Source organism: Entomospira culicis (assembly GCF_028748145.1).
GTDB classification, from domain to species: Bacteria; Spirochaetota; Spirochaetia; order WRBN01; family WRBN01; genus Entomospira; species Entomospira culicis.
In genome coordinates, this window is the sequence record NZ_CP118181.1 from 1,212,625 (window position 1) to 1,233,610 (window position 20,986).

General features: G+C 46.7%; 21 protein-coding genes and 1 tRNA gene. 6 read left to right on the top strand and 16 right to left on the bottom strand.

What is annotated here, in order from left to right; all coding sequences use genetic code 11:
• Positions 1-9: 9 nt before the first annotated feature.
• The 7 genes from fliH to flgB all read right to left on the bottom strand — a co-directional run bounded on the left by fliH (position 10) and on the right by flgB (position 6,156).
• A complete protein-coding gene (fliH, locus tag PVA46_RS05730; RefSeq protein ID WP_167695798.1) occupies positions 10-933 on the bottom strand; it encodes a flagellar assembly protein FliH in 924 nt (307 codons plus the stop codon).
• An 18-nt stretch (positions 934-951) separates the two neighbouring features.
• On the bottom strand, positions 952-1,950 hold the full coding sequence (locus PVA46_RS05735; RefSeq protein ID WP_167695799.1) for a hypothetical protein: 999 nt from the start codon (positions 1,948-1,950) through the stop codon (positions 952-954).
• Positions 1,951-1,969: 19 nt separating this feature from the next.
• A complete protein-coding gene (fliG, locus tag PVA46_RS05740) occupies positions 1,970-3,010 on the bottom strand; it encodes a flagellar motor switch protein FliG (RefSeq protein WP_167695800.1) in 1,041 nt (346 codons plus the stop codon).
• On the bottom strand, positions 3,011-4,732 hold the full coding sequence (gene fliF / locus PVA46_RS05745; protein ID WP_167695801.1) for a flagellar basal-body MS-ring/collar protein FliF: 1,722 nt from the start codon (positions 4,730-4,732) through the stop codon (positions 3,011-3,013). It abuts the gene before it with no gap.
• Positions 4,733-4,804: 72 nt separating this feature from the next.
• Entirely contained in the window at positions 4,805-5,236 is a 432-nt protein-coding gene (fliE, locus tag PVA46_RS05750) for a flagellar hook-basal body complex protein FliE (protein WP_167695802.1), read from the bottom strand.
• Between the two features lie 23 nt (positions 5,237-5,259).
• Positions 5,260-5,715, bottom strand: coding sequence for a flagellar basal body rod protein FlgC (gene flgC / locus PVA46_RS05755; protein WP_167695803.1), 456 nt, complete (start codon positions 5,713-5,715; stop codon positions 5,260-5,262).
• Positions 5,716-5,730: 15 nt separating this feature from the next.
• On the bottom strand, positions 5,731-6,156 hold the full coding sequence (gene flgB / locus PVA46_RS05760) for a flagellar basal body rod protein FlgB (RefSeq protein ID WP_167695804.1): 426 nt from the start codon (positions 6,154-6,156) through the stop codon (positions 5,731-5,733).
• 249 nt (positions 6,157-6,405) lie between these two features.
• Between flgB and PVA46_RS05765 the strand changes: the two genes are divergently transcribed.
• Positions 6,406-6,479, top strand: a tRNA-Val gene (locus tag PVA46_RS05765).
• Positions 6,480-6,541: 62 nt separating this feature from the next.
• Here PVA46_RS05765 and PVA46_RS05770 read toward each other — a convergent pair.
• The 8 genes from PVA46_RS05770 to PVA46_RS05805 all read right to left on the bottom strand — a co-directional run bounded on the left by PVA46_RS05770 (position 6,542) and on the right by PVA46_RS05805 (position 15,530).
• Positions 6,542-6,910: a PRD domain-containing protein gene (locus tag PVA46_RS05770; protein WP_274360274.1), complete on the bottom strand. Its 369-nt coding sequence runs from the start codon at positions 6,908-6,910 to the stop codon at positions 6,542-6,544.
• Positions 6,911-6,992: 82 nt separating this feature from the next.
• Positions 6,993-8,714 (bottom strand): bifunctional metallophosphatase/5'-nucleotidase, encoded by a 1,722-nt coding sequence (locus PVA46_RS05775; protein ID WP_167695806.1) that lies wholly within the window; start codon positions 8,712-8,714, stop codon positions 6,993-6,995.
• Positions 8,715-10,271, bottom strand: a complete 1,557-nt coding sequence (locus tag PVA46_RS05780; RefSeq protein WP_167695807.1) for a peptide ABC transporter substrate-binding protein — start codon at positions 10,269-10,271, stop codon at positions 8,715-8,717.
• A gap of 62 nt (positions 10,272-10,333) precedes the next feature.
• A complete protein-coding gene (locus PVA46_RS05785) occupies positions 10,334-10,600 on the bottom strand; it encodes an HPr family phosphocarrier protein (RefSeq protein WP_167695808.1) in 267 nt (88 codons plus the stop codon).
• A gap of 129 nt (positions 10,601-10,729) precedes the next feature.
• On the bottom strand, positions 10,730-11,062 hold the full coding sequence (locus PVA46_RS05790) for an HPF/RaiA family ribosome-associated protein (RefSeq protein WP_167695809.1): 333 nt from the start codon (positions 11,060-11,062) through the stop codon (positions 10,730-10,732).
• A 79-nt stretch (positions 11,063-11,141) separates the two neighbouring features.
• Entirely contained in the window at positions 11,142-12,416 is a 1,275-nt protein-coding gene (locus tag PVA46_RS05795) for an RNA polymerase factor sigma-54 (protein WP_167695810.1), read from the bottom strand.
• 14 nt (positions 12,417-12,430) lie between these two features.
• Positions 12,431-14,863, bottom strand: a complete 2,433-nt coding sequence (pheT, locus tag PVA46_RS05800; RefSeq protein WP_167695811.1) for a phenylalanine--tRNA ligase subunit beta — start codon at positions 14,861-14,863, stop codon at positions 12,431-12,433.
• 91 nt (positions 14,864-14,954) lie between these two features.
• Positions 14,955-15,530: a hypothetical protein gene (locus PVA46_RS05805; RefSeq protein ID WP_167695812.1), complete on the bottom strand. Its 576-nt coding sequence runs from the start codon at positions 15,528-15,530 to the stop codon at positions 14,955-14,957.
• 103 nt (positions 15,531-15,633) lie between these two features.
• On the opposite strand from PVA46_RS05805, the gene PVA46_RS05810 reads away from it, so the two are divergent.
• Complete coding sequence (locus PVA46_RS05810) at positions 15,634-16,626, top strand: alpha/beta hydrolase (protein ID WP_167695813.1); 993 nt, start codon at positions 15,634-15,636, stop codon at positions 16,624-16,626.
• A 22-nt stretch (positions 16,627-16,648) separates the two neighbouring features.
• Here the strand turns inward: PVA46_RS05810 and PVA46_RS05815 are convergent, their stop codons facing one another.
• Complete coding sequence (locus PVA46_RS05815) at positions 16,649-17,428, bottom strand: TatD family hydrolase (protein ID WP_167695814.1); 780 nt, start codon at positions 17,426-17,428, stop codon at positions 16,649-16,651.
• Positions 17,429-17,550: 122 nt separating this feature from the next.
• On the opposite strand from PVA46_RS05815, the gene PVA46_RS05820 reads away from it, so the two are divergent.
• The 4 genes from PVA46_RS05820 (at position 17,551) to PVA46_RS05835 (ending at position 20,936) form a co-directional block, all read left to right on the top strand.
• A complete protein-coding gene (locus PVA46_RS05820; protein WP_167695815.1) occupies positions 17,551-18,000 on the top strand; it encodes a hypothetical protein in 450 nt (149 codons plus the stop codon).
• A gap of 40 nt (positions 18,001-18,040) precedes the next feature.
• The gene (locus PVA46_RS05825; RefSeq protein WP_167695816.1) at positions 18,041-19,423 is read left to right on the top strand and encodes a PEGA domain-containing protein; all 1,383 of its coding nucleotides are present in this window, start codon (positions 18,041-18,043) and stop codon (positions 19,421-19,423) included.
• Positions 19,424-19,434: 11 nt separating this feature from the next.
• Positions 19,435-19,908, top strand: a complete 474-nt coding sequence (gene smpB / locus PVA46_RS05830) for an SsrA-binding protein SmpB (protein WP_167695817.1) — start codon at positions 19,435-19,437, stop codon at positions 19,906-19,908.
• Positions 19,909-20,129: 221 nt separating this feature from the next.
• Positions 20,130-20,936, top strand: a complete 807-nt coding sequence (locus PVA46_RS05835; protein ID WP_167695818.1) for a hypothetical protein — start codon at positions 20,130-20,132, stop codon at positions 20,934-20,936.
• Positions 20,937-20,986 lie beyond the last annotated feature (50 nt).

Here is a 20,986-nt window from a genome sequence, read left to right on the forward strand (position 1 = left end):
ATCTCCCGCCTACTCTTCATCAATAGGAGAAGGCTTTGTCGTAATCGGCATTAAATCGCGAATTCGCCCCTCAATTTCGTGTAATTGACTGCTGATACGCGCATCAATTTCGCCAAAATCCGTCTCAATCACACAGCCACCGGGCTCAATGGTAGAATCCTCCGCCAAAGTGATATTTCCTCGTCGCTCTAAGGCTTCGATAAAATCATTAATATGCTCACTAGAGAGCGATAAATCCTGCATATTGACACGAATAACCACATCGCCACGCCCTTTAATCTTCTTGAGCGCTTGCATAATATTATTTATAACGATACTTTTCTGATTCTCTGAAAGCACCTTCACCACTTTTCTCACCATCAATAACGTCAGTTCAACCACCTGCGACTCAACATCAGTAAGAATATCATTGCGCTTCTCAAGGGTCTTATCAATAATGACATGAATGCGATTCACCAAGCGCATCGACTCCTCATTACCCTGCTTGAAGCCCTCTTCATAACCTTCATCACGCCCCTTCTGACGCGCCTGATCCATCTCTTTTTCGTAGGCTAAACTAGCGTCAAGTTTGGCTTTTTCTAGCTCACCCTTCGCCTGCGTAATAAGGCGCTCTGCCTCAGCTTGACTCTCTTCTTGCCGACGCGTTAACTCCTCTTCCGCAAGACGACGAGACTCTTGAAGTTTCTGCTCCGTATGAAGAACAATCTCATCCGCTTTAGCTTGCGCCTCACTCAAAAGTTGCGCGCGCTCCCCCTCCCACTTAAGACGCTCCTGCATCGCCTCCTGACGAATCTCTTCGGCAGTAGGTCCTTCATAAACATCCTCGCTCTCCTGCTCCGCGTGTGCCTCTAAATGCGCAAATTTAGGAGCCTCAATCATCGCTAGCTCTGCAAGATTCTCCACCTCTACCGACTCAAAAATATTCTTACCCATGCCTACTCCCTCTCCATTTTATGCGATTTTTCCCGCTCTCTCTGCCACCGCTATCATCTTTAATCGAACCTGATATGCATCCTCCCCCAATCGAGAAAGATCCATATTGCGATACGTATGAGCCAACACTCCTTGCACCTCTTTACCGTAGAGACTAAAAAGTCTATCACGCAAAAGACGTGGACTCTCATAATATATCAACATCACCTCATCTATTTTACCATGAAATAGAATTTGCAGCAACTCCCCATCCGAAAGTTGTTGTGCTATCTCCTCCCAACGCACCCTTGCCTGCCACCACGCAGGATGCAAAACCGCTCCTTGATAAATCAAATCTCGGGAAGTATAAGCAGTCGAGGTATCCTTGCTATCAAGCAGATAGCCCGCCAATTGATTACGTACCAAAATCGCCTGACTGCTTCGTAAGGTATTGATTGTTCCCTCTGTAAAAGAGTTGAGAATCACCTGATAATCCTCTTCATCTAAATAAGGCAATAACTCCTTACGATACTCTTTAGCAATGCTTTCGATAGCATGAATATAGTCTAACCCCATATGACGTTTTGCCAAGACCAATTGTCCGGCAAAACGCTCCTTATCCGCAAGCATAATCAGAGACTCCAATATTTTTCTACTATAAATATTCTCGTCCTTAAAAAGCAGTGCCGACTCACCATCATCGCTGTATGCAGGTAAATTTGCCGTTTCTGGTAAAAAAAGATCCAAATCACGCAACATCTTCTGCACAATAGCTATGGCCTCTTCCGCGGCCTCTTCTTGCATTGCCTCTGTCATTTTGGGACGCAAGATCTCTACTTCCTCACGAACATTAGCCTGATTCCCCTTGCTAATATTCACAAAGACCCGCTCCTGCAAAGACGACGGTAAGGTCATGGTTAACTTAGCCAAATGCATTTTACCCTTCATGATAACCTGCATGAAAATCGACTGTAATTGCCGATTATCAAACAACCAAATGTACTCTTTAATCAACTTTACCGCCGAATTTTCTTGCATTCTCCTTCACCTACTCCAGCTACACCATGGCATTATCTTCGTCATCATTGCGAGCAATAACAATCTCGCCCTCTTCCTCTAACTTGCGAATAATGGAAACAATCTTCTGTTGCGCCTCTTCCACATCCTTTCGACGCGTTGGCCCTAAGTAACTCATATCTTCTTTTAAGAGAACTGCCGCGCGCTTAGACATATTACGATAAATCTTATCCTGAACCTCCGCATCAACGCCCTTGAGCGCCTTGGCAAGCTCTTGATTATCGACATTACGCAATACCTTCTGAATCGCACGATCCTCAAGTAAGACAATATCCTCAAAGACAAACATGCGTTTCTTGATCTCTTCGGCCAAATCTGGATCTTCCTCATCCAAAGATTCCATAATATTCTTCTCAGTGGTACGATCAACAATATTCAAAATATCGACAATCGCCTGCACACCACCAGCAGCCGTATAATCTTCACTGGATAAAGAGGAGAGCTTTTTCTCTAAAACGCGCTCGACCTCACGAATCACATCCGGAGAAGTGCGATCCATTGTGGCAATACGACGCGCCACATCCGACTGCTTCTCTTCTGGCAAACTACCCAAAATTTGACTTGCCTTAATCGGCTCCAAATAGGCCAAAACCAACGCAATCGTCTGTGCATGCTCTTGCTGGATAAAATTCAGCAAGTGCGTTGGATCCGCACGGCGCACAAAGTCAAAGGGACGCGTCTTAAGGCTACTGGTCAGGCGATTAATAATATCCACCGCCTTCTGGCTACCCAAAGACTTCTCCAATAACTCACGGGCATAATCAATACCGCCAGAGGTAATAAAATCTTGCGCCAACATAAGTTCTTGAAATTCTTCCAAGATAATCATGCGCGTCTCGGTCTCAATCTTATCCAAACGAGCAATCTCAAACGTTAGCTTCTCTATCTCATCTTCCTTTAAATGCTTAAAGATTTCAGAGGAGAGTTCAGCACCAAGCGTTACCAAAAAGATTGCAGCCTTCTGCCTTCCCGTAAAATCTTGATATCGCTTCTCCTTCTTCGGAGCTACTTCACTTGACATCTAATTTTCCTCACTTAACCACGTTCTAATTAATTGCGCCACCTCTTCGGGGCGTTCACGAGCCATCATGACAGCCTGCTCTTGCAACTCCATGCGAGCCTTATCAGAAGCACTAGCCTCAAGCGGTGCACGTTCTTGCTCCAAAGAGCGTAAAGCAGCCTCGCGCATGGCTTGGTGCTGACGGTTCGCCTCCTCCTCACGCTCACGACGACGACGCGCCTGTGCATGAAGAAATGCACGATAAAAGAACATCATCACTAACAATATGGCTGTACCAGCAATCAAACCAACAAAGATTGTTGCACGCTGTTGCTGATTACGATAAGCGCGATCCTCTTCGGCGTGCTGAAGACTACGATCGAATTTATTACCTTCTACTGTGACACTATCTAAACGTCTACTATCATAACCAATAGCATCTTGTACCAAACCCTGTAGCTTCTTAACTTCTTCTTCACTAGGCGGGGTAAAAACACGTTCACGCGCGCCATTCTTCACGACATAATTGCCCTCTTCATCATAGACAAAATTCCAAGTTCCATCCAAAGAGATGGCAGCGGTAATACGGGTAACTGCACCGGGGGTAACATCTAACTCTTGTGTAGACTGATTAACAATGTAGTTGATCGAACTGGTATTTTGATTGTAAATACCCGTAGTATTCTGCAAATCCGCATAACCTGGAGGCGTTTGCGAAGGGGTACCAGCAGGACCAGATGGACTAAATCCTTCACCCTCAAAGGTAACCGAACTCACCTGCTCACTGATTTTAACCTTATCCACAAACTGACTATCATCATAAGGTACGCCTTGGCTCTGTGGCTTTAGAATAATCGGAGTTACCTCCACGCGTTTTTCCTTAATAATATCACTATTCAGTGTTACATCAATATTAACAACCTGAATACGCCCTGGGTACATCGCGCCTAAACTATTTTGAATCTTTGCGATGATGGCTTGCTCGGCAGTGCGTTTTTGCTGTTGCGCAAAGCGCGTGCGTTCCTGCATTTGCGTAAGCGTATCAGCAGAGAAATCATTAAGGCGACGACCCGCATGATCGGTGATGACAATATTTTCTACCGAAAGCTGTGGTACGGCAAACTGTACCAAAGACTGAATACCTTCAACTTTCTTGCGCCCAGAGCTACTAGACTCACCAATATCCGATCCCGGCTTAGCCATTAGAGTAACACTCGCCGTTACCGGATGTTGATTGGGGTCTAAGAAATTATCCTTAGGAAAGGCTAAAGAGACCTCTGCCCTATCGATATCCTCTAAGCTTTCAATATGTAATTGTAATTGACGCTGAATACTGCGTTGAAGATTAACTTTGTTAAGCAGATCACTTGTTGTCCAGCGATCAACATCAAAGAGCGTCCACGGATCCATCTGCCCAAGGTTAATGCCCTCACGCACCAAAAGCGCGCGCGCTTGACGCGCCGTTTTCTCATCACTCACGACAAAGCGCGTACCATCACCCGAAATCGAGTAACGAATATCCTCCGCATCCAACCGCCCCGCAATACGATCACGAAGCCCCATGTCCGTAACGGGTGCGCCAAATATTTGTATTTGAGGCTGACGCGTGTTCATGGAGGCAAGCGCTACCAATGCCACTAAAACAAGCACAACCAACCCGACAAAGATCGATCTCTTGACGACACTCCACTTCGACCATGCTCCTTTTATCTTAGCACCGCTATCAAGGAAGAATTGCTTCATCCGAACCTCCTGTAAAACTCTCTATTCATCTTTAGTTTATATACTTCTATCGACCATTACTAGGTGCTTTCCTTAGCGTTGATTCAAAATATCTTTAAATCCGCTAATACTTCTATCAATAATGGCTTTGCTAAGACTCAATGTCATGTTTGCCTTGGCCATGGCGATGGTTACTTCGTGGATATCCACGCTGTCGGGTTCGACAATTGCCTGTGCGGTCAATCGCTCTACCTCATTTTGCGCCTGATTGGTCTTATCCAACGCACTCATCAAAAGTTCGGTAAAATCCTCTTGCTTAGGCGTTTCGTCAATCGTGTGCGCCGTGCCTAAGCGCGCGTTAAGCTCTTCCAGCTCGCTAGCACTTAAGTTATCTTGAATAATCGAGGCAATCGACTGTCCGTTCAAATGTCCGGGCAACGTATTGCGCATGGCTAATTGACCATGTCCTTTAGCAAGGTCTGCCACAGGCAACCCTAATGTTGTCGTTCCTATACGTAAATCCATCTGTATTACTCCTTATGCAAAACCTAGCGGGCAATATTGAGCGCCTGTCCAAAGGCAGACTTCTCGCCCTCAATCAGCGTAGCACTGGCCTCGTAGGCGCGCGACGCGGAAATCAAATCAACCATCTCATTAACAATATTAACATTACTTCCCAGCACAAAACCTTTATTTGGCCCTTCCAGAATAGAATCAGGATGAGAAGGATCCCAGCGTAAGTTCCCTGGAGTGCTATCCTTTTGAATGCGATCAACACGCACTCCCTTACCAGGACCATTGTCAAGGGCGCTAGGCAAAAAGGGACTCTTCCAGTATGGCTGATCGATTAATGGGCGCATCACTACGTTACTGCGCTGAAACGGCCCACCTTCGGTGGTACGCTCGGTATTGGCGTTGGCAATATTATTAGAAATAACATCCATACGTAAGCGTTGTGCGCTCATGGATGTGGCGGCGATATTTAGTCCACTAAACATTCCCATCTTTTCACTCTCCTCTTATCGGGCGACGATAGATATTTGATTGAATTGAAACTTCGTTACGGTAGTAAGGAGTTCGTACATGCGATCAGCTTTGGCGCGCTCCACCACCTCTTGCTCGAGGTCGACATTGTTCCCATTGGCTTGCATAGTACTCAAGTAGTCTAAGCGACGCGTAGGTTGTACGTCATTCCATAAGGGAGGCGTAGCAAATGCGATATGTTTTTCGTGTGTGGTTTTCGCCTGTAGATGCTGTTGTTTGCTAGCTTCGTATGCAAAAGCGCGCTTGAGATCGGCCTCAAAGCTTAACTCACTACGCTTAAAGTTGGGGGTCTCCGCGTTTGCCAAGTTGTTAGCAATGATTTCGCGTCGTTGTACGTTGGCACTCAAGGTCTTCTCTAGAATTCCTAAAGTACGTTCAAATCCTCTATTTTCTACGATCATACTCCTACCTCTCTTTACTTTTCGGCAACTAGGCTAGCCTTTTTGAGTCTTTTTTCGACAATCGTCTATACTTTATATCATAGCGCATTTTTTACCACTTAGACAAGTCTTTTTCGCAAAAAAATCTTAAAGTTATTTCATTTGATGTATAACCACAAAAAGCAGAAAAAATCTTCTTTTCTTCGGCACATTTTTTGCGCTATCCATTGACATTTTATCGGTTTTCCTTTATGATAAAGCCAACGTGAAGGATGATTAGCTCAGTTGGTTAGAGTACTTGCTTGACATGCAAGGGGTCGGCGGTTCGAGTCCGCCATCGTCCATGAATTCCTGTATTAGGATAGGTGCTAGCTCTAGCACCTATTTTTATCCCCAACCCCAAATACTACTTCTTTCCATCAGGATCCAATATCGTAAAAATATTAGCCACCAAATACTGGCGCTCACTCTCAGGGATATGCAAATCAATCATCGCCTCAATCTCCTCAATCACCTCTAGTGCGATGCTATAGTAGCTCTTATGCACCTTAAACTCCTCAAATAACTCGCTAGCCATCGGCGCACTCACCTCGTTACGCTTAAAACGCATGAGCATCAAGCCTAAATAGACCATCAACCCCGACCCATTCTCGTCGCTAATTGGCAAATCGCGATGAATTTCCAACTTATCCAAAATTCGAATGAGTTGCTCATACGTATCGCGATCGATCACCCCCCCACTGCGTAAAACATTAAACCTATCCATTAATCTCATTGACTATATTATCCTTTACTTCTTAACCTCTTGATTTTTTCATTATAGATCGTTATGCACGCATATTCAAGAGCACCTTTGCTTAAAATGGTTGCAAATCCTCTTTACGAATGGCTCGGCTATAAAAAGACAAACCATTTTCACTCGTAGGAATCTCTACTAAGCCCGCATTAATCTGACGCACCGCTTCAGCACGTAGCTCCTTATCCCAATCATAGCCCGTAAGTTGAAAGAAATTCTTCTTCCCATCGATAGCATTGGTAATAATTCCTTGACATTGTGATCCAATATATGCCATTAAGTAGTCGCGAATTTGCCCCTTCTCTACTGTACCTTGCGAAAAATCCTTTACCAACAACACACTCGCATCCTCAAAAAAGAGATCGCGTTCGATAAAACCCTTGGCTCTAAAATCATCCATCGCAACGCGCACGCGCTCCTCATCACCTACCGCTCGCCCATCAGGCCAACGTAGATGCTCAATCCGATGACCCACCTCATTCCCGATATTGATATCGTAAAACATGCCCCCCAGCATCGCGTACTCATAAACTGGAATCTGCGGGTTAAACGCGATGGTTAAATCGCCCTCGCGCCACCGTATAAAATAACGCGCGCTCCACTCTAAAATCTTCTTTATCTGTAATCCCGAAACCTCATACACTCGCAAAGTATTGCTATGTCGATACATACTCAACACATCAGCGCGATTAATCTCGCCCTCGCGCAGGTTAATGTCGATATGAAAGAGCGTTGCCAAAGAGACATCCGCCTCACCATAAAACCGTTGCACGTCGTTCATCAAGGCAATGAGTGCTGTCGACTCCACCTGCGCTGGATTAAGATTGACAAGCGTGCGCATGGGAATCAAGCTACCCCCCACCAATCGACCCACCGGACGACGAATATCATCCAGTATCCGTTGATGCTCGCCTTCCACCAACGCCAACAGCGGAGGATCCTCTGCCACATCGTCCATACCATAAAGATGGCTCTGCATCGACTCTACCACATACCTTGCACCCGCTTTACGTAGACGTACCACAATCTGTCCCAAGTCGCCTCCATAGCACCCCGACTGAAGATAAGCACGCCCGTCCTCCACATGCGCCCGCCTCCGATGCGAATGGCTAATCAACACCACCTGAAACTGCGGATATGCAGCCACCAAATGCTCATATCCATCACCATAACTGTACTGATCATACCACGGCTGATGATTCGCAAAAATATACACATCTGCCTTATCCTCAATTTCTGGCCAAATTTTCTGCATCTCCTGCATCACCGGCACCACCGTGTACCCTTCCAAATGATCACAATCCCAGCGCAATACATTCTCGGTAACCATCCCCACAATTGCCACCCGCACGCCACCCTTATTCAATAAAAGATAGGGCTTAGCAATCCGCTCTGCGCGTTCATTATAGATATTGGCCGCCAGTACGGGAATCTGTAGCTCGGCTAAACAGTCCTGCACATACTGCGTGCCAAAGTTGAACTCGTGATTTCCCAACGTAAAAGCATCATACTCAAGAGCATTGAACATCTTAATAATAGGGTTACTCTCTACGTCATGCAGAAAAAATTCATTATGATTCCCCTGTAGCGCATCACCAGTATCCAATAAATAGGTGTGTGCATACTCCTTGCGCAACGCCTTAATCTTGGTTGCCAGCGCGGCCAATCCACCACCATATTTTGACGGCCTATCTAAGGTGTAGTCGTACTGGGAAAAACGCCCATGTAAGTCGGTTGTCTGCAGAATTTGGATCTCTACTATCTGCTCTTTATGCTCATTCATCTAGTAATCCTCGTTGTTTTTTCGTAGATATCGCAACAAGTGAATATCTCTGCGATTAGGGGCGAAGCCTTGCCAATACGCTCTATTCACCAAATGATAATTGTAGGGTGCGAAGAGTCCAATCGCCGCATACTCTTCAAGTAACAACATTTTTTCCGCATCGGCAAGTAACTGGGCGCGCGCAACTCTATTTTCTGCGACATCCGCCTGCGCCAAAAGATCCTCAAAATCCTCATTATGGTAACCACTTCGCATGTACATAAAGGGGTTTTCTTTCGAGAAGTTACGCAAAAAGTCTTCCCCATCCTCGTAGTCCGACATCACCCAAGAGACACGAATCATCTCAAAGTCGCCACTGCGCCAAAGCTCCCGATAACGCGCACTCTCAATCGCCTCCAAACGCACCTCAACCCCCTCAATCGCCTGCCAAGCCGACTGTAAATACTCCGCAACCATTCTATCCAACCAAGAGCTACTATAACGATAGTCTATACGCAAAGGATTCTCTTTACTATACCCAGCCTCGGCAATCAGCACCTTTGCCTTAGCTAAATCCTGATCAATCTCCGGTCTATCCTCGCCAAACGGCGTAATATAGCTCAAGGCTTGTGGGCGCTCCTCCAACAGATGCGCTAAATCCTCACGGCTTATCGCAATACTCAACGCCTTACGCACGCGCACATCTTGATATTTAGGAATGTCGTGATTAAAGAGAATAAAATAAGTACTGTTCGCCGGGCTTTGATGAAAAAATTCATTCGGTTGCTCACGCCTCACTAGCGACAGAGGCATGTTCCGAATCAACCAATCAGCCTCTAGCTGCCGAAAGAGTTGATACGCCACCGACCCATTGCTCACAAAAGAGACCTTAATCTCCTTCAGCGTCTGCCCCTCCTCATACGCATAATGATACGGATTGGCTTTGAGGAACATCGTACCATCCTGCTCCTGCTTATCAATGTAGTAAGCACCACTCACCCGAGGCATCAGAGCTTGTCCCTCTAGCCAACTCTGGTGCAATACCTGAAACGTTGGATTGGTCAATAGCTCCAAAAAGAAGAAGAATGGCCGTTCTAACTGCACCCGCATATGATAATCGCTAAGCAGATCTATCGCAGGAGTCTCGCCACTCTCGCCCAAACGAAACGCTTTAGCACCGACAATCACATCAAAAAGATGCGCAAAAGGCGCACTATTTTTAGGATCTAATACATACATCCAGCTACGATACACATCGTTCATCGTTAAGGGCATGCCGTCGCTAAAGCCAAGCCCCTCCTTAAGATAGAAGTCATACACCAAACCGTCGGTACTCACCTCCACGCTCGAGAGTAAACCCAACACCACTTCGCCATCCACATCATACGTCATGAGACCTTCGTGGATATTATGCAAAAAATTATAAGAAGTTAAATCAGTGGCAAAGAGGGGATTAAGACTCGTCATGCTCCGTGCATAAATAAGATGAAAGGGGCGTTCCCCTGTTGATGAGGCTTGACAGCCCAGCCAAAATAGACTTAACACCAGCCAGCCTAGCCATTTAACCCATGTACGCATATCACCTCTCCATAACCATTGATTGCTTCGCCATAAACACAAAAAGCACCGTCATCGACAATCTACTCTTCGCCAAACTTACTGGCAAATACTGCCTTAAGCGCCTCTTCCGCTTGAGCTTCATCCTCACCATCAATCTCTAAGGTAACCTCGCTACCGTAAAGAGCGCTTACCCCAATCAAACTCATAATTGACTTGGCATTAACTCGCTCTTGATGCACCACTAAGTATACACTAGAGTCAAACTCACTGGCGCACTGCATAATCATCGAGGCAGGTCGCGCGTGAAGCCCCTCCTTGTTCTCAATTTTCACCACTACACTTCGCATTTATCTTATTATCCTTTATCTAAGCAGATTCTCTTCTCTATTTATAGCATTTTATCCTACCCTTGTAAAGAGAGCCTCTACAAAAGCAGGATAAAATAGAATGTTGCAATATAACTGTCTTTTAAAAAATTACTCTAAATTAACACGATCATGGGAGACGTGGGTATGCTTATCTTTGTGTTTGTGCACGGCATGCGAAAAACCTTCAAAGGTCTCATCAATCACAGCCCAGAGGTTCTCCCCATGGCGACGAATATCGACCGTAGGGGCATGTTGCCAATCGAGCTTGGCGTGTAAATGCACCTCAAATGTTTCATGATGATGCTCCTGCTTAGGGGTGATGGATAAGTGTATGCGGTTGAGCGTATGCGCCATTTTCTGCCAATGCTCCATCTTTTTATGGATGTGCTCTTTGGTTGCGTCACTTACGTGATAGTGTACACCAGTAATCTCAATATCCACGACGAATTCCTCCTTAAATGGTGAGTCTTTTTTAGACTCCTTCTCTTTTATTTTACACTGATTTATCCACTTTCGGCAACTATTTTTGACAAAGAATTTCGTGTCGATACTTATTAATCGTGCGCCTAGCCAAGTGGATATTCTCTAAAGCTAGCAGACGACTCACTTTAGCATCTGAGAGCCTCTCGCCATAATGGCGATATAAAATATACTTAATCTTCTGCTTAATCGCCTCGCGCGAATAGTGCGTGCCAGCATGCTCTTGGCGACGACTCAACAGATCTTTTAGCGCAAGCGTTCCCCCATGCATCATGCGGATCGATTTACCCTTAATAATCCGCGAAACACTCGAGATGCTCATCTGCAAAGATTTTGCAATATCATCAAGTTGCAAGGGCGCAAGGTGCATGCAGTTGCGTTGCAGATACTCCCTTTGCGCATCCACAATGCACTGCGCCACGCGTAAAAGTTGCATCGACCGATAACGATGCATGGCCACCACCTCGCCGGCCTCTTGCCACATCCGCCTTAGCCACGCCAGCTCTTGTGGAGATTGCATCTTCGCCAACAACCCCTGATACTCCGCCTGCGACAACCGCTCTACTCCCATCCAACTCAAGAGGGCAACCTCAAACTTACCCTCACCCTCCTCCAAAGAGAGATCAACCTGACGATAAACGATAGGCTCACGATCATACGCCAAACCCGGATAAGGGGTAAATTGCCCAAGATAACGACGCATCAGATCCGCATCGCTCTCCCCAAAGAGCCGACCAGCCATCGCCCAATCACCAGCCTGCCAGTATCCCATCGCATCACGAAACATCAATTCAGGCACCTCTACCCACGAAGCGTGTAATGGCACTTCCTGACTCTGCACCCACAGACTCTCCACCCAGTCGCGCACCGCACAACCGATAGGATCTAACCGAGAAATCTCCTTTGCCACGCGTTGCAACATCACTAGCGAAATCGTATCCGTAACCAACGTAGAGAGCGGTAAACGATGAAAGCCCTCCGCAGAGAGATTACTCACAATCCGCACTCCCGCCTCGTATGCTAGGGGAGAGCTCGCGTGCAATTGCCATTGCGCAAGTAGAACCTCGCTCAGCCTTGGACGATCTACTACCGTCTCTTCAAAAAATTCGGCACTCCCACTCCCGCCTGCACGCAAACCAGAAGAGTCCTCGCTTTGGGTTAAGAAGAGATTCTCCTCAACCACCAAAGCAAGTGCCTCCTCATACGCCACCTGCGGAAGCGTCAACATCTGCGCCGTGGTATACAACAGACGCTGGGCAACCCCCACCTGCGTCGTGGCGATGGCTTGACTCTGCTCTATTCCCACATGGCTCATCTTAGCCGATATCCCTACTGCTTAAGGAGATATCCAGCTTCGCTAAAGGCTTGCATCACGCGCTCTTCTGCCTCTTTTACCTGCTTGGCATCGAGCGTTGCCTCCTGCGACCCGAAAATCGCGCGCATCGTAACATGACGCTCCTTGCTTTCCGCTGGTTGATAGATATCAAACATCGAATACTCCTGTAGATAAGGAATATCCACCGAGGCTAGTACCGCCATCAAATCGCTTGTCTTCTGCTCTTCTTTCAAAATCCACGTACTATCGAAACGCGAGCTAGGGTAACGCGATAGGCTCTTATAGGGAAATTCCTTGCGCTCCGTAGCCGACGGCAACACACTCATCTCCAGTAAGAGCAAGCTAGCATGCCCACGCACCTTATACTCCTTTAAGAGTAGCGGATGTATCGCGCTGACACTACCGCATACCACGCCATTCACCGACAAAGAGGCGCGTTCGTAAGGATGCAGCCCAAACCAATCTTCAGGATAGAGAGGCATTGCCTTAGGTTCAAGTTCAATGCTAATCTCCTGATTTAAATAACGCCCCAGCGCCTGTGTGTGATCGAGCAACTGCATAAAAGGTGATGCTTTATAGTCATAGTAAAGAATCGCCAAGTGCTTGCACTCTTTACTAAAGTTGACAGGATCATGCTCTTGCACGCGACCCAACTCAAAAAGGCGAAAAGCATCGCTATGTTTGCTGTTCAACTCTAATGCACGCAACAAACTAGCCACGAGCGTCGGGCGCATACGATCATGCTCCACATTGGTACTATTGAGCATCTTGAGCGCCTCATTATGCGCTGGCCAGTGCGCGCGTTCTAACAACTCTAGCCCCACCAGCGGATGGGTCATTACCTCAAAGGCTTGCGCGTGGAGTACCATAAAATCTTGAATACGACGCTCAATCTGCACAAAATCAGCCAAGAAGTTAGGCGCAACTGGCAAATGCGGCGGTTGTGGCACAATGCGATCAAAGCCATAAACACGCAAGATCTCCTCTAAAATATCCTCGGCAATCGCGGTCGATTTGGTTGCGCGAAAGGTAGGGGGCGTTACGCGCAATCCATCATCGGTTAGCTCGGTGTGATAGGCTAATCGGGAGAGAATCTCTGCCATGCTCTGATAGGATAACTCAAGACCTAAACGGCGATGCACCCAAGATTGCTCGATAGTAATGCTTTGTGGCCTTGATTGCGCCTCTCTTGCCATTAAGATTGGGGATGAAATAACCGCTTGAGGCATCAACTCTTCGATCAACGCGCTCATACGGAGTAGCGTGAGCGTGATCGCGTGCGGATCGAGGGACTTTTCATAACGCGTAGAAGAGTCGGTACGAAGCCCCAAGCGTAGCGAACTCTTGCGCACTGTGCTCGCATCCCACACCGCAGCCTCCAAAAGAATCGCCTTAGTGCCACTCTCCACCATGCTCGCCTCTCCACCCATAATCCCCGCGATAATCTGCACCTCTTGTGCATCGGCAATCACCACGTCGCCAACCACAAGATCGCGCGTCTGACCATCTAACGTAACAAACGAACGAGGCTCCGCTAACTCCATCACCTCAAGGCGATTGCCGGCGAGTTTTGCGCGATCGTAAATGTGATTAGGGATACCCAGCTCCAGCATCACATAATTGGAGATATCGACAATAATATTGATCGATCGCAAGCCCAGTAAGTAGAGGCGATACTGCAACCACAACGGGCTTCCCTGCTCCACATCCACATGATCCATCAATAATCCTGCATACGACAAGGCACAATCGCTCTTAATCTCTAACGTAAAAGGAGAGGTTGCGACACTGGGTAAAGATTGCATCCGCGCCTCTTGCCAAGGTGTATCGTAGGGATTACTAAATGGGCGATCCATCACCGCGGCCACCTCGCGCGCCATGCCCAGCATGCCCCAGAGGTCATTACGATGGGTGATCGATTTATTGTCGATATGCAACAACGTATCGCTGTAGAGCCCCAAAACATCGACCAAAAGCTTCCCTAATGGTGCGTTAGCGTCGGTAAGATAGCTATCTAAAATCCATAAGCCTTGATGATCCTCACTCACCCCAAGCTCCTTAGCCGAGCAGAGCATGCCCGCACTAGCTACCCCTGCAATCTCCTTACTAGATAGGATCATCCCATCATCAAAGTGTGTGCCTACCGGCGCGTAAGCCACAAAGTTGCCCACATGCATATTCTGTGCGCCACAGACAACGCTAGAAGAAGATCCACCCAAATCGATGGTTACGATTTGCAAGCTCTTTGCGTTAGGATGAGGGCTCATGGCCGTTACCTTGGCGACTTGTACATGCGCTAATGCACGATTCCTCATCTCAATCTTCTCTACTTCACAACTTGCTCGGGTAAGCTTTTCAGCTAGCTCTTGGGCGCTAACCCCCGATAAATCGACCCACTCGTTTAGCCACTGCCACGAAATTACCATGCTCTTTTATCCTACTTTTACAATATTATGTTGCTTTCACACTTAGATCTTTATTCTATCCGATTTTTACGCCTTTGACAACAGATCCAAATTAACGCTCATCACAACTACAAGCGTAGGAGTAGACGATACTAATCAATTGATGGTCGGGTTCGGGGTTGATGTGAATTGCGTAGATGTCGCTGAAGAAAAAATAGCCAGAGGCTTCGTCATGGAGAATTTCGGCACCTTTGCCTGCCTCTAACGCGAAGATCGCCTCATAAAGTTCGGGCGTGGCACGCTGGTAGAGCCTCTCTGCGAGTGCCAAAATCTCTTCAAGGGCTACCCCTTCGGTCATAGCGATATCAAAGGAGACGGCAATCACCGCGTCATCCTCCGCAAGATAGAGATAATTGAGCGCGCCTGCGTATCCATGCCAAGAGCGATCGTACGTATAGATGGCGATAAAGTTGTTGCCATTATCGGCCTCTTGCATCCCCTCCGCACGCATGAGATCTTCCCAAGATGCACCAAAACCCACCGCAAAAGGATAATCAAACGGCGCTTCTTGGCTCACCCGCGAAACATCCTTCATCGGCGCGAGGGCGCTAGTAGCTCCTTGCTCGCCTGATTGCTTACACCCCACCAACCCCAATACCATCCACATACTCATCCATACTTTATGCACGCGCATCATCTCCTTACTCTATCGCTAATAAGCCTACTCTAGTTTCGTCTTTTTAGCGAAATTACTTGACAGCTTTCTCTTTTTTCTCTACACTTATGATATTATGAATAATAAAGGAAAATTTATGCACGATCTCCTTCTCTCCTCCGTAGCGCTCTTGTCGTTTGCCGGAGTGCTTGGCGCCAAAAGCGATCTATCTAATATAACTATCCACCAATTGGAAAACCATATTACGCAACAAGAGGCCGCGGTAGCGGGCGTAATTGACGGCGCGCAAAAGCTCATTCGCTGGTACGATGCGCCCAATACCCCCACCGACACTGTGATTCTCTACTTTCATGGCTACTCTGCTAGCCGTCAAGAGATCGATCCTGTGCCAAAGCTCCTCGCCGACGCGCTAGGCGCGAACATCTTTTATACTCGCTTTAAGGGACACGGCATTACTGGCGGTGGCGTCGCCTTTAAGGGAGTTACCTTTGAAGACTGGATCGCAGATGCCGAAGAGGCCATGCAGATCGCGCGTATTTTAGGGAAAAAAGTGATCATTATCGCCCACTCCAATGGCGCGGTGATGGCGATGCACCTGATGCAACAATATCCACAAGAGATCGTCGCAGGACTCTTTGTAGCGCCGAACTTTCGTCCTACCAATCGCGCCTCCACGTTACTCACCAATAAGTGGGGATACAAACTCGCCACCTTACTCTACAAAGATTCGCTCTATGGATCAGTAGATGGAGATAAATTCACCGCACCCGAAGGGTTATTCCCCCATGTTTGGAGCAACACCCAGCATCTCCATGCCACACAAGCGCTAGCCATTGGGGTAAAGCGTCTGCAAGCCTATCCCGTAGAACGCATGCGCGTGCCTCTCTTTGTGATTGCCTCCGACCATGACAAGGTCGTAGAGACTAGCTACACCAAAAAGATCTTTATGCGCTATGGGGTGGAGAATCAAACTGCCAAAGAGTTACGTATCGAAAACCACACGAACACCCAAGGCGAACATACCATCACCGGTGACATGAAAGCACCCCACACCTCTAAGCCCTTTGCCCAAGCGATGCTTGCGTTTATCCACGCACAGCAACCTTAATTATCAATGCAAAAAAAGAGTACTAACCAATATGGTGTAAACGATAAAGCTCCATAAAGTTTGTCTTCACTTGCTGGGTGAGCGCCTCTAAGGGCGTTTTGGTGAGGACGCTCGCCTGTTGGTACACATGCACCATGTTATGCGGATGATTGGTCTTACCACGATGCGGAACTGGGCTCAAATAAGGGGAGTCCGTCTCTAATAAAATACGATTGGCAGGCGTGTAGCTCAACGCATCTTGGATGTCGGAGGCATTTTTAAAGGTAATCAGCCCCGAAAAACTCAAGTAAGCTCCCATATCTAGCCAACGCTTGGCCTCGGTGCGACCACCCGTAAAACAGTGTACCACCACGCGGGGTACGCCAATACGCTTCACCATCGCGTAGGCCTCATCAAAGGCATCACGAATATGCAGCATCGCTGGTAAATCATACTGATCTGCCAAACTCAATTGTGCCTCAAATGCCACCTGCTGCTTGCGCTTATCGTGTTCTATTCGACTATAATCTAAGCCGATCTCGCCAATGCCGATCACCTTAGGATCATCTAATACGCCCATCATCTCCTCAAAATTGAAAGGATGATCGACATCGAGCGGGTGCATGCCGATGACGAGGTAGGCGCGCGTATAAGCCGACAAAAGTGCCAAACGATCGGCGATACTCAATTGAATATCACCTGCATCGATAATGGCAAATAATCCCTCGTCAAACGCACGCGTCAACCACTCCATCGCCTGTGGCTCTGCGCCCAACGTCTGCGACATATGGCAGTGATGATCAATCATATCCTTTAACAACATCAGCCTCTCCTCTCTTCTCATTATAACACGACTTGCCCTTTATTCATAACAAATTCTTGCCAAATTGTCAATCACAAACATTATCTCTTGACAAATCGCGTAAGCCTCGCTACACTAGATATATGGCAACACTAGAAAATATCGATTGTGCACAGACATTGTTAGGATCGCCAGCCATTCTCTGGCCGTTGATTTCACATCAAGAGAATTGGGCGCTGTGGTTTGCACAAACCAGTAGCGATCTCGTTGTGGGCAAACCTTTCGATCTCACCATCACCTACTTTCCCACCGAAGAGACAAATATCTGGCAAGCCGAAATACGTCATATTAAAGAGCAGGTTGCTCTCGAATTTACCTTGAATCAGCCAGATCTTGCGCTACAGACATCGGTGAAATTCTTTATTCGCCAAAATAATGACACCATCTTCCTCACTGTCCAACAGAGTGGTTTTCAGTATGAAGGATTTCTGCACGCTCTAAAGATCCGTAAAGAGCGCAAGCGTCTGCTCAAATTTTGGCAAAAAGCGCTCCTTAAACTACAATATCAAGTGGAGCGTCGCTTAGGCAACTAAGCCCTTGACAAACTCCCACATTCTATCTATTATAAAAGCTATGTTTAAGCGAAAAAAATCTGACCTTACCCTCGCCGACTTTGCCGACGTTCATGTAACCCTCAAGCCCTTCTTGGGTATCCCCCCACGCCTCTACCTCAAGGTCATTTATGCCATCATCCTCCTGTTGATCCTCTTTTTCCTTTGCCTCTACCCTGGGCTTACCCAATACGGTAGTCAGGTTACCCTCACCTCCGCACCCCATCGTGCCAGTGTCTATATTAATGATAAGCGCGTTGGCTCTACCCCCATGACGCTCTTTGTCCCCGCCGGAGAGTACACCATTCGCTACAAGAAACCGCATTTTTCCGATCATGAAGAGGTTGTTACCGTCAAGGGAAGACGCCTCTTTAGCCGATTTTTTCCTAAAAAAGTTACCCTCAATCCGCAACTCAACCTCATCGATCTGCCAGCACTACTAGAAACATCCTACAAAGAAGCATCCTTTGCCTACAGCGCAAGCTATAATCCAACATTCCCACGTGAACCCTTTCTCCTTCACGCCCTAGACGACATACTGCATAGCGATATTGATCTAAACCAGAGCAACATCCTGCGTTGGGCAGCCGACAGTTGGTTTATCGTCAGCGATCAAGCCTCCTTAGAGGAGGTTATCACCCTCTGGAGCACCCTTGCCGACAAAGGGTTAGCTGTTGACCCAAACCTTATGACGGGCATTCAATTTGATACGAAATCGCCTAAATTAGAAGATATTATTGCCTTCCAAAAAGAACGATCGCAAGAACCCATTGAGCGCAATGATTCGCCTAGAAATGATCTCTCTATCCTCAATCTCACCTTTACCTATGCACCTGCGACGCACCTACTTATGGGTAATCCAGCAAGTGATAATCCGAAAGAATTTGCTAGCTATGTCAATCTTTCTGGCTTTTATTACACAGAAGAACTCATTACACAGCAAGATTTTAATCGTATTCTTGCCAATATCCCCAATCCCGACGATCAAGCAGAGATTGGCTTTAATCGCTTCGATGCAACCTTTGCAGAAGAACCAGTCAGCTACGTCTCAGTGGCAGGCGCACGTCGCTTTATCGAGCTGATTAATCGAGAACTCTCTCGTCGCAACCTCCCTTGGCGCGCGCGTCTACCCTATGAAAGTGAGTGGGAGTATCTCATCCAAAATCAAGCCATCGAAACCCAGTACTACGAGTGGATGGAAGAGCCTTATTACCCCCTCAAGAATCTCTTCTTTGCCACGCGCCCCACGGCACAGAGCGTCTTTATCCCCTTTTTACAGAGTGTACGCGGATTTGAACCCGACCATCCACGCATGATTCCTAGCCATAGCTATACGCGCGGTGCGCAAAATCCATACTGGCAGAGTCCGTATGTCTCCTTTCGTGTGGTTTTGGAAGAGAATTAGGAGCATCTTAAATGAAAAAAAATGCCAAAAAACCAGCAGGAGTCATCGCCGACAACCGTAAAGCGCGCTTCAATTACGAAATTATTCAAGAATTGGAGTGCGGAATTGCCTTGGTGGGCACCGAGGTCAAGAGTCTACGCGATGGACACATGAGCTTTGTGGACTCCTACTGTGAAATTACCGAATCAGAACAACTCTATATTTACAAACTGAATATCTCGCCCTACACGCACGGAAATATCTACAACCACCTCACCGATCGCCCGCGCCGTTTACTGGCACACAAAAAAGAGATCCAAAGCATGTACCGCAAGGTGCGCGAGAAAGGGATTACCCTCGTACCCCTTAAATTTTACTTTAAAAATAATCGCGTCAAGGTGCTGGTTGGCTTGGCGCGTGGTAAAAAACTCTACGACAAACGCGAAACCATCAAAGAGCGCGACACCGAACGTAATATTGCGCGTGATTTTAAGCTCAAAGTATAATGTAAAAGAGAATAGCATATAGAATCCCTGCTCATGATGAGTGGGGATTTTTTGCTAAATATTTTTTATACACAACAAGTTGATTAATTTATCTTTATAATATCTTATCTTCATATTATTGTATATTTATTAAATATTGCATTTATTATAAATTATAATAATAAAATTATTAATCTTTTATTTTATCTATGCTATGCTTACACTTATTTGAGGAGAAAAGTATGAAAAAATTTTTTCAACACCTAGCAGGCATTAGCCTATTGGCTTTGGGGATGCTGTGGGTTAATCCGCAAGCACACAGTGTAGAGATTGGCGTGGGAGCACGCATTGGTGGGGAGTTAAATTGGAATGCTTACTGGCCTGGCGATGGGATTGCTTCTATGATCTACGCCTTTAATGAAGCCAATTCGTTGTTAAATAGCTATGCACACCCCAAAAGCCTAATCATGAGCGGTTTTGGCGGGGGATTTACCTTGGGTGGATATGCTGATTTACGTTTAGCTCAGTGGTTTTCGCTAACTACTGGCCTACAGATTACGCTAGGGCGTAGGGCATGGAATGAGATTGACATGACAATTACTGATGGAGATGTGCTGGAAAAAACCGGTAGCAAATTAGAGTTTTATGCTGCGCATACCTCTATCGATGTGGACTTACTCGCTAAATTCCATGTTGGCTGGTGGTACTTTGGTGTTGGCCCTGGGCTCACCTTTAATACCGCGCCCAAAAGTGCAGAAGTAACACTAAGAACGTATCTCTTAGGCGCTGAACTCTCCTCTGAGACAATTAAAGCAAGCAAAGAAGATGTTAAAGGCAGTATTGGCGTAAACGTCGTCGTTGATACCGGTCTCTATATTCCTTTGGGGCAAGGCAATCACAACATTACCATCGGATTACGTGGCACACTAGATTTAGCTACTGTAGCAAAGCAAAACGGTATCTGGGAAGAGCCACACGAGGAACGAATCTATGGGCATACTGGACTTAGCCTAGGCTTAACCTTAGGCTATCTCTACCGTTTTCAATAGAGTATCTTAATTCTTATTTATGCAATATTCAATATTAACAAGGAGTCTCC

What these genes read in the sequence shown, in the direction of transcription:
- PVA46_RS05820 (WP_167695815.1), top strand. Translation starts at nt 17,551, where the DNA reads ATGGCAACACTAGAAAATATCGATTGTGCACAGACATTGTTAGGATCG.
- PVA46_RS05835 (WP_167695818.1), top strand. Translation starts at nt 20,130, where the DNA reads ATGAAAAAATTTTTTCAACACCTAGCAGGCATTAGCCTATTGGCTTTG.
- PVA46_RS05735 (WP_167695799.1), bottom strand. Translation starts at nt 1,950, where the DNA reads ATGCAAGAAAATTCGGCGGTAAAGTTGATTAAAGAGTACATTTGGTTG.
- PVA46_RS05770 (WP_274360274.1), bottom strand. Translation starts at nt 6,910, where the DNA reads ATGAGATTAATGGATAGGTTTAATGTTTTACGCAGTGGGGGGGTGATC.
- PVA46_RS05825 (WP_167695816.1), top strand. Translation starts at nt 18,041, where the DNA reads ATGTTTAAGCGAAAAAAATCTGACCTTACCCTCGCCGACTTTGCCGAC.
- flgB (WP_167695804.1), bottom strand. Translation starts at nt 6,156, where the DNA reads ATGATCGTAGAAAATAGAGGATTTGAACGTACTTTAGGAATTCTAGAG.
- pheT (WP_167695811.1), bottom strand. Translation starts at nt 14,863, where the DNA reads ATGGTAATTTCGTGGCAGTGGCTAAACGAGTGGGTCGATTTATCGGGG.
- PVA46_RS05775 (WP_167695806.1), bottom strand. Translation starts at nt 8,714, where the DNA reads ATGAATGAGCATAAAGAGCAGATAGTAGAGATCCAAATTCTGCAGACA.
- fliF (WP_167695801.1), bottom strand. Translation starts at nt 4,732, where the DNA reads ATGAAGCAATTCTTCCTTGATAGCGGTGCTAAGATAAAAGGAGCATGG.
- smpB (WP_167695817.1), top strand. Translation starts at nt 19,435, where the DNA reads ATGAAAAAAAATGCCAAAAAACCAGCAGGAGTCATCGCCGACAACCGT.
- PVA46_RS05780 (WP_167695807.1), bottom strand. Translation starts at nt 10,271, where the DNA reads ATGCGTACATGGGTTAAATGGCTAGGCTGGCTGGTGTTAAGTCTATTT.
- flgC (WP_167695803.1), bottom strand. Translation starts at nt 5,715, where the DNA reads ATGGGAATGTTTAGTGGACTAAATATCGCCGCCACATCCATGAGCGCA.
- PVA46_RS05810 (WP_167695813.1), top strand. Translation starts at nt 15,634, where the DNA reads ATGAATAATAAAGGAAAATTTATGCACGATCTCCTTCTCTCCTCCGTA.
- PVA46_RS05785 (WP_167695808.1), bottom strand. Translation starts at nt 10,600, where the DNA reads ATGCGAAGTGTAGTGGTGAAAATTGAGAACAAGGAGGGGCTTCACGCG.
- fliG (WP_167695800.1), bottom strand. Translation starts at nt 3,010, where the DNA reads ATGTCAAGTGAAGTAGCTCCGAAGAAGGAGAAGCGATATCAAGATTTT.
- PVA46_RS05795 (WP_167695810.1), bottom strand. Translation starts at nt 12,416, where the DNA reads ATGAGCCATGTGGGAATAGAGCAGAGTCAAGCCATCGCCACGACGCAG.
- PVA46_RS05815 (WP_167695814.1), bottom strand. Translation starts at nt 17,428, where the DNA reads ATGTTGTTAAAGGATATGATTGATCATCACTGCCATATGTCGCAGACG.
- fliH (WP_167695798.1), bottom strand. Translation starts at nt 933, where the DNA reads ATGGGTAAGAATATTTTTGAGTCGGTAGAGGTGGAGAATCTTGCAGAG.
- fliE (WP_167695802.1), bottom strand. Translation starts at nt 5,236, where the DNA reads ATGGATTTACGTATAGGAACGACAACATTAGGGTTGCCTGTGGCAGAC.